The sequence below is a fragment of the Streptomyces sp. NPDC090021 genome (assembly GCF_044748225.1).
GTDB lineage: Bacteria > Actinomycetota > Actinomycetes > Streptomycetales > Streptomycetaceae > Streptomyces.
This window is the reverse complement of sequence record NZ_JBIVFO010000016.1, coordinates 162,644-178,125: the sequence shown is the minus strand read 5'-3', so window position 1 is coordinate 178,125 and position 15,482 is coordinate 162,644. Positions and strand designations below refer to the sequence as shown.

At 71.7% G+C, this 15,482-nt stretch carries 15 protein-coding genes and 1 pseudogene; 4 read left to right on the top strand and 12 right to left on the bottom strand.

Features of this window, described 5'->3' with window-relative positions; translation table 11 throughout:
* Positions 1-304: 304 nt before the first annotated feature.
* Both ACIPXC_RS15610 and ACIPXC_RS15605 read right to left on the bottom strand, forming a co-directional pair.
* Positions 305-634 (bottom strand): hypothetical protein, encoded by a 330-nt coding sequence (locus ACIPXC_RS15610; protein ID WP_401617599.1) that lies wholly within the window; start codon positions 632-634, stop codon positions 305-307.
* A gap of 110 nt (positions 635-744) precedes the next feature.
* Entirely contained in the window at positions 745-1,587 is an 843-nt protein-coding gene (locus tag ACIPXC_RS15605) for a diacylglycerol kinase (RefSeq protein WP_401617615.1), read from the bottom strand.
* 182 nt (positions 1,588-1,769) lie between these two features.
* On the opposite strand from ACIPXC_RS15605, the gene ACIPXC_RS15600 reads away from it, so the two are divergent.
* Positions 1,770-3,053 carry an adenylosuccinate synthase gene (locus ACIPXC_RS15600; protein ID WP_046777800.1) on the top strand — a complete coding sequence of 428 codons (1,284 nt, stop codon included), beginning with the start codon at positions 1,770-1,772 and terminating at the stop codon, positions 3,051-3,053.
* Positions 3,054-3,155: 102 nt separating this feature from the next.
* Here the strand turns inward: ACIPXC_RS15600 and ACIPXC_RS15595 are convergent, their stop codons facing one another.
* Positions 3,156-4,961, bottom strand: a complete 1,806-nt coding sequence (locus ACIPXC_RS15595) for a hypothetical protein (protein WP_401617596.1) — start codon at positions 4,959-4,961, stop codon at positions 3,156-3,158.
* A gap of 162 nt (positions 4,962-5,123) precedes the next feature.
* On the opposite strand from ACIPXC_RS15595, the gene ACIPXC_RS15590 reads away from it, so the two are divergent.
* Both ACIPXC_RS15590 and ACIPXC_RS15585 read left to right on the top strand, forming a co-directional pair.
* On the top strand, positions 5,124-5,984 hold the full coding sequence (locus tag ACIPXC_RS15590) for a PP2C family protein-serine/threonine phosphatase (RefSeq protein ID WP_401617593.1): 861 nt from the start codon (positions 5,124-5,126) through the stop codon (positions 5,982-5,984).
* A 46-nt stretch (positions 5,985-6,030) separates the two neighbouring features.
* Positions 6,031-6,990 (top strand): MASE1 domain-containing protein, encoded by a 960-nt coding sequence (locus tag ACIPXC_RS15585; RefSeq protein WP_401617590.1) that lies wholly within the window; start codon positions 6,031-6,033, stop codon positions 6,988-6,990.
* A gap of 46 nt (positions 6,991-7,036) precedes the next feature.
* Here ACIPXC_RS15585 and ACIPXC_RS15580 read toward each other — a convergent pair whose 3' ends face one another.
* From ACIPXC_RS15580 to ACIPXC_RS15545, 8 genes and pseudogenes are all read right to left on the bottom strand, one after another.
* Positions 7,037-8,707: a PKD domain-containing protein gene (locus tag ACIPXC_RS15580; protein WP_401617587.1), complete on the bottom strand. Its 1,671-nt coding sequence runs from the start codon at positions 8,705-8,707 to the stop codon at positions 7,037-7,039.
* Between the two features lie 168 nt (positions 8,708-8,875).
* Positions 8,876-9,091 carry a hypothetical protein gene (locus ACIPXC_RS15575; RefSeq protein WP_401617585.1) on the bottom strand — a complete coding sequence of 72 codons (216 nt, stop codon included), beginning with the start codon at positions 9,089-9,091 and terminating at the stop codon, positions 8,876-8,878.
* Positions 9,092-9,222: 131 nt separating this feature from the next.
* Positions 9,223-10,101: an alpha/beta hydrolase gene (locus tag ACIPXC_RS15570; RefSeq protein ID WP_401617583.1), complete on the bottom strand. Its 879-nt coding sequence runs from the start codon at positions 10,099-10,101 to the stop codon at positions 9,223-9,225.
* A 171-nt stretch (positions 10,102-10,272) separates the two neighbouring features.
* A complete protein-coding gene (kynU, locus tag ACIPXC_RS15565; protein WP_401617581.1) occupies positions 10,273-11,484 on the bottom strand; it encodes a kynureninase in 1,212 nt (403 codons plus the stop codon).
* Positions 11,477-12,322 carry a tryptophan 2,3-dioxygenase family protein gene (locus tag ACIPXC_RS15560; protein ID WP_401617578.1) on the bottom strand — a complete coding sequence of 282 codons (846 nt, stop codon included), beginning with the start codon at positions 12,320-12,322 and terminating at the stop codon, positions 11,477-11,479. The genes kynU and ACIPXC_RS15560 overlap by 8 nt, the downstream gene beginning before the upstream one ends.
* 166 nt (positions 12,323-12,488) lie before the next feature.
* Positions 12,489-12,656, bottom strand: a pseudogene (locus ACIPXC_RS15555) (DUF3151 family protein); the annotation flags it as partial.
* An 18-nt stretch (positions 12,657-12,674) separates the two neighbouring features.
* On the bottom strand, positions 12,675-13,100 hold the full coding sequence (locus ACIPXC_RS15550; protein WP_401617575.1) for a cytotoxic translational repressor of toxin-antitoxin stability system: 426 nt from the start codon (positions 13,098-13,100) through the stop codon (positions 12,675-12,677).
* Complete coding sequence (locus ACIPXC_RS15545) at positions 13,097-13,513, bottom strand: prevent-host-death protein (protein ID WP_401617573.1); 417 nt, start codon at positions 13,511-13,513, stop codon at positions 13,097-13,099. The genes ACIPXC_RS15550 and ACIPXC_RS15545 overlap by 4 nt, the downstream gene beginning before the upstream one ends.
* 194 nt (positions 13,514-13,707) lie before the next feature.
* Between ACIPXC_RS15545 and ACIPXC_RS15540 the strand changes: the two genes are divergently transcribed.
* Complete coding sequence (locus ACIPXC_RS15540) at positions 13,708-14,127, top strand: DUF3151 domain-containing protein (RefSeq protein WP_401617570.1); 420 nt, start codon at positions 13,708-13,710, stop codon at positions 14,125-14,127.
* 193 nt (positions 14,128-14,320) lie between these two features.
* On the opposite strand, the gene fbaA is transcribed toward ACIPXC_RS15540, so the two are convergent.
* A complete protein-coding gene (gene fbaA / locus ACIPXC_RS15535; protein ID WP_401617567.1) occupies positions 14,321-15,343 on the bottom strand; it encodes a class II fructose-bisphosphate aldolase in 1,023 nt (340 codons plus the stop codon).
* Positions 15,344-15,482 lie beyond the last annotated feature (139 nt).

Here is a 15,482-nt window from a genome sequence, read left to right as displayed (position 1 = left end):
CGGCCGCGACGTCGACCACCGAACCCACAGGACCACCATCCATATCGAGCACAACCCCTTGCCAAACCCGCCAGACGGCTAACCGAACGGCATTGCGGCTAGTGCTGTGGCCGGAAGGGTTTGCCGTCTCGCGGCGTCGGGTGCGGTGCATCGCAAGGCGGAGGGCCACGGCTCGTACTGGACGTACTTCCGTGGTCCGACAACGCGGCGAGGCGCCGTACCGGGCGTCGTGAGGCGGTGAACCTTTGCGGTCACAGCACTGGCGCAGGACCCGTGGCCGCCGCGGTGGTCGGTCCGGCCGCCCTCACCACGGCCTCGGCGGCAGGACCCGCCGGCCCAGCACCCCCAGGGTCAGGACCTGCCGCCCCTCCCCCAGGACCACCACCGGCGGCCGCCACCGCGCACGGACCACTTCGGCCTCGTACGGCACCCGGCGCACCTCCGGGTGCCGCAGTACGCGCCGCACCCGGCGAACCGCGCGCGGCTCACGCGCCCCGAGCAGCACCGGCCCCAGCAGCACCGCCAGCATCACCGGGCGCGTGAGCACCGCCGCGGCCACCGCGGGCCAGCAGAACGCCGGCAGCAGGCACAGCAGCAGCGCGTCCCGCCGCCAGTCGCCCAGCGCCCCCCGCACCGCCTCCGCCCCGGCCCTGACCCGTCACCGGACCCGTCACCGGACCCGTCACCGGCTTCGATCGCGGCCCCGGCACCGGCCCCGGCCACGCCCCCGTCCCTCGTCCGCCGTCACCGCGGCAGGGTCAGCGTCCATGCCCCGGGGCGCAGTGTCCACGTACGGCGGCGGACCGGGCCGGTCATCGCGCCGTCGGCGCGGTAGCGGAAGTCCGCGCCCGACACCGTCACCGTCTTCGCCCGGGCCGTCACCGTCGAGCCGCCGAAACCGCCGCCCGTGCGCACCGACACCTCCGCCGGTTCCCCGTCGCCCCGCGTGCGCACCGAGACGTCCGCCACGGGCTGGTCCACATCGGCCAGCACGACCCCGTCGGCCTCCACCCTCAGCCGTCGGTGCCCGCCGCCCACCCCGCCCGCCGCCGCCACCGGGCGGACCAGCGTGCGCACCAGCGAGCGGTACGCGCTCCACACCGACGGCCCGGCCGGCCGCGGGACCCCCCGCTCCGGCCCCCGCAGCGGCGGGATCCGCAGCTCGCCCAGCACCACCCCGTCGCTGTCGTCGACCAGCAGGTCGCACACCCGCACCGACCCGTCCAGCACCGCCCGGGCCGCCGCGACGGCGGACTCGGGCACGCCCAGGGACCGCGCCAGCGCCAGGGACCCCACCGGCCCCACCGGTACCAGCGCCAGAGCGCTCTCGCCCAGCCCCCGCTCCCGGTGCAGCAGCGCCACGGTGCGTACCAGGGCCCGGTCGTCGCCCACGATCACCGGCTGCCGATGACCCCGGCGGGCGAGCGCCCGCGCAAACTCCTCCTGCGAATCCGGGAGGCAGATCTTCGCCGCCGCGCCCGCTGACAGCACATCCTTCGCGATCCGCACGGACTCGCCGTCAAGACGGCGGGCGACCGGGTCGATGAGCACCAGCAGACCGCCTACCGGCGCGCCCGCTTCGCTCATGGTGGGCTCTGGAGCCGACACCTCGGTCCTTCCTCGGGTAGCATCTTTGTGCAAGAGGCCCTTGCGCTATTGCGCCAGGGCCTTCGTCTATTCCGGGGCAACCCGTCCGACGGCTCAGCCCGCGTACATCGTCGTACGCCCCCTGACCTTGGACATGCCCCATCCGGAAGAGGTGTACGCCTGTGCCCGCTCTTGTGCTGCTCGGAGCTCAGTGGGGTGACGAGGGCAAGGGAAAGGCCACCGACCTGCTCGGTGGATCCGTTGACTATGTAGTGCGCTACCAGGGCGGCAACAACGCCGGCCACACGGTCGTCGTAGGCGACCAGAAGTACGCGCTGCACCTTCTCCCTTCCGGCATCCTCTCCCCCGGATGCACCCCGGTCATCGGTAACGGCGTCGTCGTCGACCCGGCCGTCCTGCTCTCCGAGCTGCGCGGCCTGAACGAGCGCGGCATCGACACCTCCAAGCTGCTCATCAGCGGCAACGCGCACCTGATCACGCCGTACAACGTCACCCTCGACAAGGTCGGCGAGCGCTTCCTCGGCAAGCGCAAGATCGGCACCACCGGTCGCGGCATCGGCCCGACCTACGCGGACAAGATCAACCGCGTCGGCATCCGGGTCCAGGACCTCTACGACGAGTCGATCCTCACCCAGAAGGTCGAGGCGGCGCTGGAGGGCAAGAACCAGCTCCTCGCGAAGCTCTACAACCGCCGCGCGATCGAGGCCGGCCAGATCGTCGAGGAGATGCTCCAGTACGCGGAGCAGATCAAGCCGTACGTCGCCGACACCACCCTGATCCTCAACAACGCGCTGGACGAGGACAAGGTCGTGCTCTTCGAGGGCGGCCAGGGCACCCTGCTCGACGTCGACCACGGCACCTACCCCTTCGTCACCTCGTCGAACCCCACCGCAGGCGGCGCCTGCACCGGTACCGGCGTCGGCCCGACGAAGATCAGCCGTGTCATCGGCATCCTCAAGGCCTACACCACCCGCGTCGGCGCGGGCCCGTTCCCGACCGAGCTGTTCGACCAGGACGGCGAGGACCTGCGCCGCATCGGCGGCGAGCGCGGCGTGACCACCGGCCGCGACCGTCGCTGCGGCTGGTTCGACGCGCCGATCGCACGTTACGCCACCCGCGTGAACGGTCTCACGGACTTCTTCCTCACCAAGCTGGACGTACTGACCGGCTGGGAGCAGATCCCGGTCTGCGTCGCGTACGAGATCGACGGCAAGCGCGTCGAGGAGCTCCCCTACTCGCAGACCGACTTCCACCACGCGAAGCCGATCTACGAATACCTCCCCGGCTGGTCCGAGGACATCACCAAGGCCAAGACCTTCGCGGACCTGCCGGCGAACGCCCAGGCCTACGTCAAGGCCCTGGAGGAGATGTCGGGCGCCCCGATCTCCGCGATCGGCGTCGGCCCCGGCCGCACCGAGACGATCGAGATCAACTCCTTCCTGTAAGCGGGCGGGCCAACACCGCGAGGGGCGGGACGCGCACACGGCGTCCCGCCCCTCGGCGTTCGGTCTCCCGGTCCCCGGTCCCTCCCGGCCCCTCCCGGACCGTCAGTCCGTCTTGTAGAAGGCGAGCAGGTCGACGAGCAGGTCGGTCTCCTCCCAGCCCTGGTTCCAGAAGTCGATCATGCCGCCCTTGCCCCCGGGCGTCTGCGCGAGGTTGGCGACGGTCGCGCCCTTCGTCCAGTTCAGGGCCGAGGAGACGGGCCGCGGCGGCGTCACCGCGGTGCCGTTCACGTAGTCGGACCAGAAATTCGGGTCCGGGGTCACGGACAGGAAGCCGTCCCCGCGGGTGTTGGTGACCGTGGTGTTGAGCACCCAGCCGTCGACGTCGGGCTTCGTCGTGTCGCCCTCGAACCGCATCGGGAAGTGCGTACGGGCCTTCAGCGGGCCGGCCTTCCGGCCCCAGCTGTCCTTGCGGGTGTCCAGGAGCCGGTACGGGATCCCGTAGGCCACCAGGGCGGACCGGCTTTCGGGGGTGTAGTAGCCGACGACGTCGACCACCACGTCGGCCGGGTCCCAGCCGCCGTTGCGCACGTTGATCCTCCCGTCGGGCCCGATCGGCACGACCGCCGAGTTGGCGACCGTCTGCCCGGCGGCGAAGTTCACGTTCGACGTCGTCGGAGCCGCCTTCCCGCTCGGGTAGGCGGTCAGGTGACCGGCCGACCGCGGATTGGCCACGGTCAGGTTGACCGCCACCGCGGTGGCGGTCTTCGGCACACCGCTCCGCCCGGCGATCTCGATGCCGAAGCCGCCCTGACCGGGGACCTGGCCCTTGGCCGTACCGAGGCCCTCGCGGGTGTCCACGACCCGGGTCGGGGCCAGCGCGCCCCAGCCGTTGGCGGCCTCCGGCGCGAAGTAGCCGGTGACGTCCGCGATCAGGTCGACCGGCTCCCAGCCCGCGTTGAACAGGTGGACGTACCCGTCCTCGCCGATCGCGTCGATCACCAGGTTCGGGACGGTCCGGCCGGCGGCGAAGTTCACGTTCGACGTCACGGCGGCCTCGGCGTCGGCCTTCGTGGACTGCACCGAGATGTGGCCCGCGCCCGTGGTGTTGGTGACGGTGACGTTGAGGGCGACCCCGGTCGCCCCGGCGGGGACCTTCGCCGCGCCCGCGACCTTCAGGGCCACCGAGCTGCGCGGGCCGACCTTGGCCTTCGCGGCGCCGATGCCCGCACGGGTGTCGAGCAGCCGGGTCGGCTCGTGTGCGGTGAACTCGGCGCCCATGGTCGTGAACCTGAGCTGGTTCACCGCCTCGGTGCCGTTGACGGTGTCCTTGGCCGTGACCTTGACGTCGTAGGTGCCGAGCACCGTGTACCTGTGCGTGAGGTCCCGCGCGTCGGAGCCGCCGCCGGCAGGCAGGGAGTAGGTGTCCGTCGTACCGTCGCCCCACGCGACGACGACATCGAGGGCCGGGGCGTCGTAGTCGATGACGTGGGACCGCAGGTCGATCGAGCGCGCGCCGTCGGTGTGGGCGGTCAGATAGATCGAAGTGGACGAATCCTGCGCATCCTGCGCGCCCTGCGCCGCCTGCTGAGCGCCCCGAGCGCCCTGAGCCCCCTTGGCCGGCGCGTTCCCCCCGGTCTGCGCGCCGGACCGCGAGGTGACGACCGTACGCTCGGCGGGACTGCTGAACGTCCGGCCCCCGGATCTCCCCGCCGCGTCCGGCCCGGCCCCGGACAGGGCTGCGCCCGCGGGTGCGGGTGTGGCCGCGGCCACACCCTGGCCGGCCGGCCCCGCCGGCGTGCCGGGCGCCGCCTGGGCGATCCCGGGTACGAGCCCTGCACCGGCCGCCAGCAGGGCAGCGGAAACCACGAGTCGGCGATTGCGCACCGATCCCCCCATGTACTTCTTCAACGGTCGAACGGTCTCCTTTGAACACGCGTGCGAGACCGGTCCGGTTGCAAGATCGCCCGTGGGAGCCGTCTCGGCGGGCGGTGTCCGGGTGGGCGGAAATATGATGGGCAGGTCCTTTCCACGGCGGAAGCAGGGACGGATGCACCATCGTCGGAGCCATCCATGAGCCGGCGCCGTCCCCCGCGGGTGGCCAGCGCCGACCTGCTGAGCCTGCTCGGCAGGCTGACCGACCAGGCGCGGCAGGGCGTGGAGCTCCAGCAGGCCCGCGTGGAACTGGCCGAGGCCCTGCAACGCGAGATGCTGCCCACCGCGCTGCCGTGCCTGCCGGGGCTGCGCACGGCGGCCCGGTACTCGCCCGCCCGGCACGGCCTGGACATCGGGGGCGACTGGTACGACGGCTTCCGGCTGCCGGAGGGCGCCCTCGCCTTCTGCATCGGCGACGTCCAGGGCCACGACGTCGACGCCGCCGCCTTCATGGGGCAGGTCAGGATCTGTCTGCGGGCCGTGGCGGCCGTGCTCGTCGACCCCGGCGAGGTGCTGAGCCGGGCCAACGAGGTGCTGCTCTCGATGAACCGCGACCTCTTCGCGACCTGCAGCCTGCTCCGCTTCGACCCGGACACCTGGGAGCTGGAGAGCGCCCGGGCCGGTCACGTCCCGGCGGTCTGGGCCACGGCCGACGGCCAGTACGGCATAGCCGAGGACCACGGCGGGCTGCCGCTGAACCTGGTACCCGGATCGCCGTACGCCGTGACCCGGCGCCGGCTGACGCAGGCGGGATCGATCGTCCTGCTCACCGACGGGGTGGTCGAGGGCCCGCGGTTCCCGCTGGAGGTGGGGCTGGAGCGTGTGGTCAGGGTCGTCCGGGAGGCGGCGGGCACCGACCCGGCCGAGCTCGCCGCCGAGGTGATGAAGGTGGCCGATTCGACGGGACACGCCGACGACGCCGCGGTGCTCGTCCTCAGCCACGACGCGGCCGCACCCGCCCCGGCACCGGACGACACCGACCTCCCCCAGGAGAGGTGAAGCGCGTGTCACGTCCCGCAGGGCCCGTGGTCTGTTGTCTGATGACGTGGTGCGCACCGAGGGATGGCGACGTCCGGCCGAACTGCTCCTACTGATCCTCACCGTCGCCGTCGCCTACTACATCGGCGGGCGGATCGGCCTGCGCCAGAGCGTGACCGTCGACGGCGCCCAGGTCACCCCGCTGTGGCTGCCCACCGGCATCGCGCTGGCCGCCCTGCTCTGGCTGGGCCTGCGGGTCTGGCCGGGCATCTCCCTCGGCACCTACTTCGCCATCGAACGCATCAGCGACTTCGACCCCAGCGACCTCGGCATCCTCGCGGGGAACACCCTCGCGCCGGTGTGCGCGTACCTGATGCTGCGCCGGGTGGACTTCCGCCCGCAGATGGACCGGCTGCGCGACGCGCTGGCGCTCGTCTTCCTGGGCGGCCTGCTGCCGACGCTGCTCAGCGCGACGGCCGGGACCTGGACCCTCGTGTTCACCGGAGACATGCCCCGGGGCGAATTCTGGCCGGTGTGGGCGGCCTGGTGGGTCGGTGACGCCATGGGGGTGCTCGTGGTGACCCCACTGCTGCTGGTCCTGCGCCGGGCCCGGCTGCCCCGCGACGACTACCGGCTGGCCGAGGTGTCGGCCCTGGCGGTCACGTCCGTGATCGTCACCCTGGTGGCCACCCGGAGCCACCTGTCCGTGCTCTTCCTCGTCTTCCCGCTGCTGATCTGGGCGGCCGTGCGCTTCCAGTTCGCCGGGAGCGCGCCGTGCGCCCTGTTGATCTCGGTCCTGGCGATCTCGGCGGCGCACGACCATGCCGGACCGTTCGTCGACTACGGCCTGCTGGAGCTGATGGTCAACCTGCAGGCCCTCAACGGAGCGGCCGCGCTGACCGGGCTGCTGCTGTCCGCGCTGGTCACCGAGCAGAACAACGTACGGCTGCGGATCGAGCAGGTCTGCGAGGACCTGGCCGAACTGGTGGAGCACCTGGCCCCGGGCGGCAGACCGCCCGAACGCTGAACGCCCCGGGGAGGCCGAGGCCGTCCCCGGGGCGCCCGGCGGTGGATCAGTTGCTCTCGTAGTAGCCGAAGATGTCGACGACGAGATCGGTCTTGTCCCAGCCCTGGTTCCAGAAGTCGACGATGCCGTTCTTCCCGGAGCCCGCCTGGACCAGGTTCGGGACGGTCTTGCCGGCCGTCCAGTTCAGGGTCGAGGCGGTGGGGCGCTCCGGGAAGACCTGGCGGCCCTGGCGGTACTGCTCGCGCGTGTTCGGGTCCGGGGCGACCGACAGGAAGCCCACGCCGGCGGTGTTGGTGACCGTGGTGTTGAGGACGTAGCCGGCGATGCCGGGTTCGTCCGGGGACAGCGCCTGCCAGATGTATCCGCGGCCCTGCAGCGGACCGTGGGTCCAGCGCGGGTCGCGGGTGTCGATCAGCCGGACCGACTTGATCGGCATGTAGGCGCCCTTGCTGTCGGTGCTGTAGTAGCCGACGACGTCGACGATCACGTCCGTACCGGCCCAGGCGCCGTTGCGCACGTTGATGGTGCCGTCGGGGCCGACCGGCACGATCACCGCGTTCGCGACCGTCTGGCCCGCGGTGAAGTTCAGGTTGGACGTGATCGGGACGTTCCCACCGCCAGGGAAGACCGTCAGGTGCCCGGCCTCCCTCGGGTTGGTCACCGTCACGTTCAGCGCCACGGCCGTGATGCCCTCCGGCACTCCGCGCAGGCCGCTGATCTTCGTACCGAAGGTCCTCTGCCCGGCCAGCCGGCCGCGGGCCGTGCCGAGGCCCTCACGGGTGTCGACGAACCGGACCGGCGTCATCGGCGTGTAGCCGGCGGCGTCGGAGCGCGTGAAGTAGCCGGTCACGTCCGCGATCAGGTCGACGGACTCCGAGCCGCGGTTGGCGAGCTCGACGTAGCCGTTCTTGCCGACGGGCACGATGACCAGGTTCGGGACGGACTGGCCCGCCTCGAAGTTCACGTTCGAGGTCGTCGGCCGCTCGGTGCCCTCCGCGAAGGCGGTGATGTGGCCGCCGCTGGTGGTGTTCGTGACGGTCACGTTGAGGGCGACGGCGGTGGCCCCTTCCGGAATCGCCCCGTTGCCGCCGACCTTCACGCGGGTCGAGCCGTACGCCGGGACCTTGCCCCGGACCGCGCCGGTCCCGTCGCGGGTGTCCAGCAGCCGGGTCGGGGTGTGCGCGACGAAGTCCGAACCGGCGGTCATGACCTGGAAGTCGTTGACCACCTCGGCCTGGTTGGCCGGGTCCGTCACGGTGACCCTGACGGTGTACTGGCCGAGCTTCGCGTAGGTGTGACTGCTCCTCAGCACGGTCGAACCGTACGCGTCCATGCCGTCGGGGCTGCTGCCGTCGCCCCAGTCGACGGTGACCTTCAGGGTGGAGTCGGCACTGATGACGGTGGTTTCCAGGTCGAACGCGTGCGCGGTGGTGGCCGCGGCGTTCAGGACGAGGGCCAGGTCCGGGTTGCCGGCCGCCTGCTGGGCGGACACCCCGCCCTTGGCGCCGGGCATGGCCTTGCGGACGGAACGTTCCGCCGGGCTCTTGAAGGTGTTCAGGTTCGGCGCCGCGGCCTTGGCCAGGTCCACGGCGGGCGCGCCCACCCCTTGCGCGACCGGCTCCTGCGCGACCGGCTCCGCGGCCTGGGCGATGCCCGGCGCGAGACCGATGGTGGCCGCTATGACGGCGACGGAAATTACGAGACGGCGACTGCGCACCGATCCCCCCCATTTTTGAACGTGCTCAGGTCTGGGCTTCAGGGTACACAGATCTTCGCCCGCCGGATCACGAAGAGGCCTGCGAAGAAGGGGAGTTGGCGCGATTGCGCCCCGAACCGGGCCGTACGCCGGGAGGGTCCCGCCCGATCGTGAGATCGGGCGGGACCCTCAGCGGGTGCGGACCGTGCGGTCGGCCGGGCTGTGGAACTTCTCGCCGGACTTCGCGATCTCGACGTCGGCCTTGGCCCCTGCAGCTGCCCCGGCCTTGGCCGGGCCCGGCGCGACGGGCCCGGCCGGTCCCCCGGCCGCCGAGGCCGGGCCGGGAACGAGAGCCAGACCCGCCGCGACGAAGGCAGCGGAAACTACGAGTCGGTGATTGCGCACCGGCCCCCCCATGGTGTGCGCGCATCGCGCGAACTGATCAAGTCCCGGCCAGCGTACCCACCGCACCGGCCGGATCCGCCAGGGTTTTCGCCCTGGTCACGGGGGGGGTGTGGGCGGAGGGCCGGAGTCCGCTACCAGGCCAGCTGGGAGATCTCCTCCGCGACCACCGCGCAGGCGTCCGCCGCCGGATCGATCAGCGGGAAGTGCCCGACCCCGTCGAGCAGGGTCAGCCCCACCATCTCCCCCGCCTTGGCCGCCGCCGCCACATACGCCTCGGCCACCGCCTGCGGGACCACGATGTCGTCCCGGCCCTGGACCACCGCCGTGGCGATGCCGGTCGGCAGCAGCGACGCCGGGTCGGCCGAGGGCAGCCGCTCGTCCCAGTGGTCCGCGCCACCCAGCAGTTGCGCGCTCGCCCCGCCGCACACGTCCAGCTCCTCCGCCACCGCGAAGTCCGCGATCGGCGCCAGCGCCACCACCCCCCGCAGCATCGGCGGGTCCGGCAGCCGCCACGGGGAGCCGTACGGGAGCACGTGCCGGGCCGCTGCCCACAACGCGAGGTGGCCGCCCGCCGAGTGACCGGTGACGACCACGCGGCGGACATCGGCCTGCGGCAGGGCGGTCCCGACGAGGGCAGGCAGGGCGTCCATCGCGGCGGCGACGTCGTCGAAGGTCTCCGGCCAGCGCCCGGCGACCGGCCCCTCGGCGTTCTGGTGCGGCAGGAAACTGCCGCGCCGGTACTCGACGTTGGCGACGGCGAAACCGCGCCGGGCCAGGAAGTCCGCGAAGGGCGTGATGTGCTGCCTGTCGTAGGGGGCCCGCCACGCGCCGCCGTGCAGGACCACCACCAGCGGGACCGGGCCAGGGATCTCGCCGCGCGGGGCGTAGAAGTCGACGACGTGGTCGGGGTGTTCTCCGTACGCGGCCGTCACGTCCGGCGCGACCGCCGGATGGGCGAAGGCCGAGGCGGCCTCGGCGGCGTCCCGTTCCACGGCGGCGGGGTCCGTCATCGGCTCAACCTCTCGGTAACGCGTGGGACAGCGGGGACAGATGTTCCGGTGTTCCGGCAGAGCGGGACCGTATCAGTCTGGAACAGCCCGTTCCGTGCGGGGCCCGGAATATGACCGGGCGGACGGAGCCGTAGCCCCGTCCGCCCAGCGATGTGACGTTTCGCTACCGCGTCACCCGAAAACGTGACCCAGGGTGCGCGCCGCGCGCTCCGTGTCGGCGAAACCGACGTAGAGCGGGGTGAAGCCGAAGCGCAGGACGTCGGGTGCGCGGAAGTCGCCGATGACGCCCCGGGCGATGAGCTCCCCCATGACCTCGCGGGCGTTCGCGCACCGCAGCGAGACCTGGCTGCCGCGGTGCTCGTGCTCGGCCGGGGTGACCGACTCCACCAGGCCGTGCGGGACGTACGCCGCCACGCATTCGAGGAAGAAGTCGGTCAGGGCAAGGGACTTGGCGCGCACCGCCTCGACGGCGACGCCGTCCCAGGCGTCGAGCGCCGACTCCAGCGCCAGCATGGACAGGATGTCCGGGGTTCCGACGCGGCCGCGGGTGGCGCCCCGCGCCGCCTCGTAGTCCGGGGTCATCGCGAAGGGATCCGCGTGGCCGTTCCAGCCGGGCAGGGGAGAGTCGAAGGCGTCCTGGTGACGGGCGGCGATGTACAGGTACGCGGGGGCGCCGGGGCCTCCGTTGAGGTACTTGTACGTGCAGCCCACCGCGAGGTCGACGTCGTGCTCGTCGAGCCCCACGGGCAGGGCGCCCGCGGAGTGGCAGAGGTCCCAGACCACGACCGCCCCGACGGCTCGGGCCGCCGCCGTGAGGGCGGGCAGGTCGTGGAGCCGGCCGCTGCGGTAGTCGACGTGGTTGAGGAGCACCACGGCGGTGTCCGCGTCCATCGCCTCCGCCGCCCGCGAGGGGTCGACCGGGACGACGGTCAGGCCCGCCAGCCGGGCCGCCGACCCCGCGATGTAGCCGTCGGTGGGGAAGGTGGCGGAGTCGACGAGCAGCTTCGTCCGGCCGGGAGCCGCGAGGCGGGCGCCGCCGACCAGCGCCTTGAAGAGGTTGACGCTGGTGGAGTCGCCGACGACCACCTGTCCGGGGGCGGCACCGACCAGCGGGGCGATCTTGTCGCCGATCCGCTCGGGCGCGGTCCACCAGCCACTCTCGTCCCACGAGCGGATCAGGAGCTCGCCCCACTGCCGGGCCACGACGTCGGCGGTGGCCGCGGCCACGCCGGCCGGGAGTGCGCCGAGCGAGTTGCCGTCCAGGTAGACGACGCCGTCGGGGAGGGTGAAGCGCTCGCGCAGCTTCGCCAGCTCGTCGGCGGCGTCCAGGGCGGCCGCGCGGGTGCGGAGGTCCGTCGCTGTGTCCTCGGAGGTCTCAGACATGGCTGCGCGCCGTCCAGAGCTCCGGGAAGACGTTCTTCGTCGCCCGCTTCTCCAGCCAGGTCACACCGGCCGAACCGCCCGTGCCGGTCTTCGCGCCCATCGCACGGCGGGTGGCCACCAGGTGGTCGTTGCGCCAGCGCCAGACGAGTTCGGCGACGTCGGTGAGGACCTCACCGAGCCGGTGGAGGTCCGGGTACTCGTCCGGGGCGGCGTACAGGCCGGTCCAGACGGCCTCGACCTCGGCCGAAGCCTCGTAGCGCTGCGAGAGGTCGCGGTCCAGGACGGACTCCGGGACCGGCAGGCCGCGGCGGGCCAGCAGGCGCAGCACCTCGTCGTAGAGGCTCGGCTCCTGGAGGGCCTTCTCCAGCTCCGCGTGGACGCGCGGTGCGCCGCGGTGCGGCACCAGCATGGAGGCGGACTTCTCACCGAGCAGGAACTCCATCCGGCGGTACATCGCCGACTGGAAACCGGAACCTTCACCGAGGGCGCCGCGGTAGGCGTTGAACTGCGCCGGGGTGAGCTGGGCGAGCGGACGCCAGGAGGCGTTGAGGGCCTCCAGCTCACGAAGGGAACGTTTCAGCGCGTCCATCGCGACCGGGATGCGGTCCTCGCGCAGCGCGTTCGCGGCGGTTTCCCACTCATGGACGATGACCGTGAACCACAGCTCCATGACCTGGGTCGTGACCAGGAAGACCATCTCGCCGGGGTCGTCCGAGCGGAGGTGCTGGAGGTGGGTGAGGACGTCCGCCTGCACGTAGTCCTCGTACGGGGTCGTGCCGTCGAAGTCGAGGTTCGGGGTGTCCCCGCCGACTCCGGAGGCATCAAGGGTGTTCGACATCGCTGTCTCCTCGACACGTGCTTCCGGGTAGCGGTCCGCTCCTTCCGTGAGGTGAGTGGAGCCCCGGTCCCCTGCCCGCATCATAGGACCCCGTCGCGCCGCCGCTCCAGCGGGGAGTGACACAGACCACACGACATGTCCGCGCGTCACTCCCCGCCGTACGGTCTCAGGCGCCCAGCGTGTCCGCGGCCGTCGGGGACGAGTCGCGCAGGAAGGTCGTGCAGCGCCCGTACTCCTCCTTCTCGCCGATCGCCTCGGCCGCGCGGGCCAGGGCGTGCAGGGCCCGCAGGAATCCGCGGTTCGGATTGTGCTCCCAGGCGTCGAAGCCTCGCCCGGCATCCGGAGAAGTCGCTCAGGTCCCGTGGGTCCAATACTGCTGGAGCCGGGCCACCGCCTCCTCCTTGGACAGGGTGGCAACCGTCTTCTCCGCCAGCCCCACGCGGTTGATCAGCAGATACACCAGATCCGCGGGCAACGCCTCCTTCGGCGCCTCGGGAACCCCCCGGTCCGGGAGCTCCCCCCGCAGGACGCAGGCCCAGAACTCGTCGTCGGTGACGTCGAGTTGATCGCGCAGGATGTGGCTCCACATCGCCGGGCCGTAGACCGTACGGTCCACCGGGTGCGAGATCCGGGTACGCAGCACGCGCCCGTCGTGGAGCGTCAACTCGTAGGTGACGTGGTGAGTGCCGGTGCGGCCACGTGCGTCCCGTACCCGCATCCAGCCCTCGACACCACAGAAGCGGTCGTGGCGCTCACGGTCCGGCTGAGGTCGGCTCACGGTGCGGCACCCACCAGCCAGTCCCGCACCTGCTGGTCCTCGCTGAGGGCGATCAGCTGTACCAGACCCCAGTGGTCCTGGTGATTGGGGGCGGTCCGCAGCCGGTCCTGCCAGTCCTCGACGTACTCGCGCAGGGCCTGCACCATCTCCCCTATGGCCTCGTCGAAGGTCGCTCCGTCCGCGGCGACCGGCAGGCCGGGGATGAACACCGACCAGCCTCCCGCCTCCGCCACGACCTGCGCCTTCGACGGGCAGACCAGCGCCAGGTAGCGCCTCAGCCGCTCCACGTCCACGACCGCCGCCCGCCCCGAGTCGCGGCGTACAGTCGCCACCCGCCCCTCGTCGGCCGCGTCGAGGAGGTCCTTGAGATGTGCGCGCGCCTGGGTGTAGCTCTCGTAGTGCACTGCCGGCATGCCCTGCCTCCTAGCTTCCCCTCAAGGGTGACCCCCAAGGATAAGTACGTCAAGTACTTCACGTACTCGAACGGGAGTGGACAGCGCTCATGCCCCCCTTGGCATGCCGGCCTCTCGTGACGACTTGCGGCCTGCAACCGGGCTCTCCCGGCCGGACCCGTCAGGCGACGGCGCACAGCTGGCAGACTGCTTCCATGACGACACGCGAGAACCTGCTCGGCGGCCCGGAGCCGACGTACCTGCCGGAGAACGAAGAGGCGTACCGCCTGCTTGGCGAGGGGTCCCTGCCGCCGGCCGAAGTGGTGGCGAAGGATCCCACGTTCTCGCTCGCCTGGGCGATGCTCGCCGACGACGCCTTCGAGGCGGGCCGGGTGGTCGAGTCGTACGCGTACGCGCGCACCGGCTACCACCGCGGTCTGGACGCGCTGCGCCGGGCCGGATGGAAGGGGCATGGCCCCATCCCTTGGGACCACCGGGCCAATCGCGGGTTCCTGCGCTGCCTCGCCGCCCTCGCTCGCGCCGCCGGCGAGATCAACGAGAAGGACGAGACGGAGCGGTGCTGGCAGTTCCTGAAGGACAGTAGCGCCGAGGCGTACGCCGAGCTGAAGCGGTAGCGATCACCGCAGCTGAGACGTCCGTGCCGCCGTCACTCAGACGGCGCGGGCAGCGGACGCGGGGCCACTGCCCACTGCCCACAGCGCACTGCCGACCGGAGCAAAGCCGGAGCGAACGCCGGAGGGCCCGGCCACCGTCCTGGGACGGGGCCGGGCCCTCCTGTGCGCGTGCTGCCGCTACTGCGGCGGCCGACTACTTGATCCTGGTGCCGGCGGAACGCAGGTTCGCGCACGCCTCGACGACGCGCGCGGCCATGCCGGCCTCGGCGGCCTTGCCCCAGGTGCGCGGGTCGTACTTCGACTTGGTGCCGACCTCGCCGTCGACCTTCAGGACACCGGCGTAGTTGGTGAACATGTGGTCCACGACCGGGCGGGTGAAGGCGTACTGGGTGTCGGTGTCCAGGTTCATCTTCACGACGCCGTTCTCCAGCGCGGTGGCGATCTCCTCGGCCGTGGAGCCCGAACCGCCGTGGAAGACGAAGTCGAACGGCGAGGCCTTGCCGAACTTCTCCGCCACACCGGCCTGGAGGTCCTTGAGGAGCTCGGGGCGCAGGACGACGTTGCCCGGCTTGTAGACGCCGTGGACGTTGCCGAAGGAGGCGGCCAGCAGGTAGCGGCCCTTCTCGCCCAGACCCAGGGCCTCGGCGGTACGGATCGCGTCCTCGACCGTGGTGTAGAGCTCGTCGTTGATCTCGTGGCTGACGCCGTCCTCCTCGCCACCGGTCGGGGTGATCTCGACCTCAAGGATGATCTTCGCCGCGACGGCCTTGGCCAGCAGCTCCTGGCCGATGGCCAGGTTGTCGGCCAGGGTCTCGGCGGAGCCGTCCCACATGTGCGACTGGAAGAGCGGGTTCAGACCGCGGGCGACACGCTCGGCGGAGATGTCCAGGAGCGGACGTACGTAGCCGTCCAGCTTGTCCTTGGGGCAGTGGTCCGTGTGCAGCGCGACGGTGATGTCGTACTTGGCGGCGACGACGTGCGCGAACTCCGCCAGGGCGACCGCACCGGTGACCATGTCCTTGTTGTGCTGACCACCCAGGAACTCCGCACCACCGGTGGAGATCTGGATGATGCCGTCGCTCTCGGCCTCCGCGAAGCCCCGCAGCGCAGCGTGCAGGGTCTGGGACGAGGTCACGTTGATGGCCGGGTAGGCGAACTTGCCTGCCTTCGCCCGGTCGAGCATCTCGTTGTAGACCTCGGGGGTTGCGATGGGCATCTGTCCGCTCCTTGGATGTGCGGGGAGTGTGCTTATTACGGGCCCTGACCTGGGGGCGACGTCATCGTCGCGCTTATCTTTCCAGACTCCGCGCAAGGGTCCAGCCCACCGGTCTCACGTGGTGGGCGAACGGCCCGGG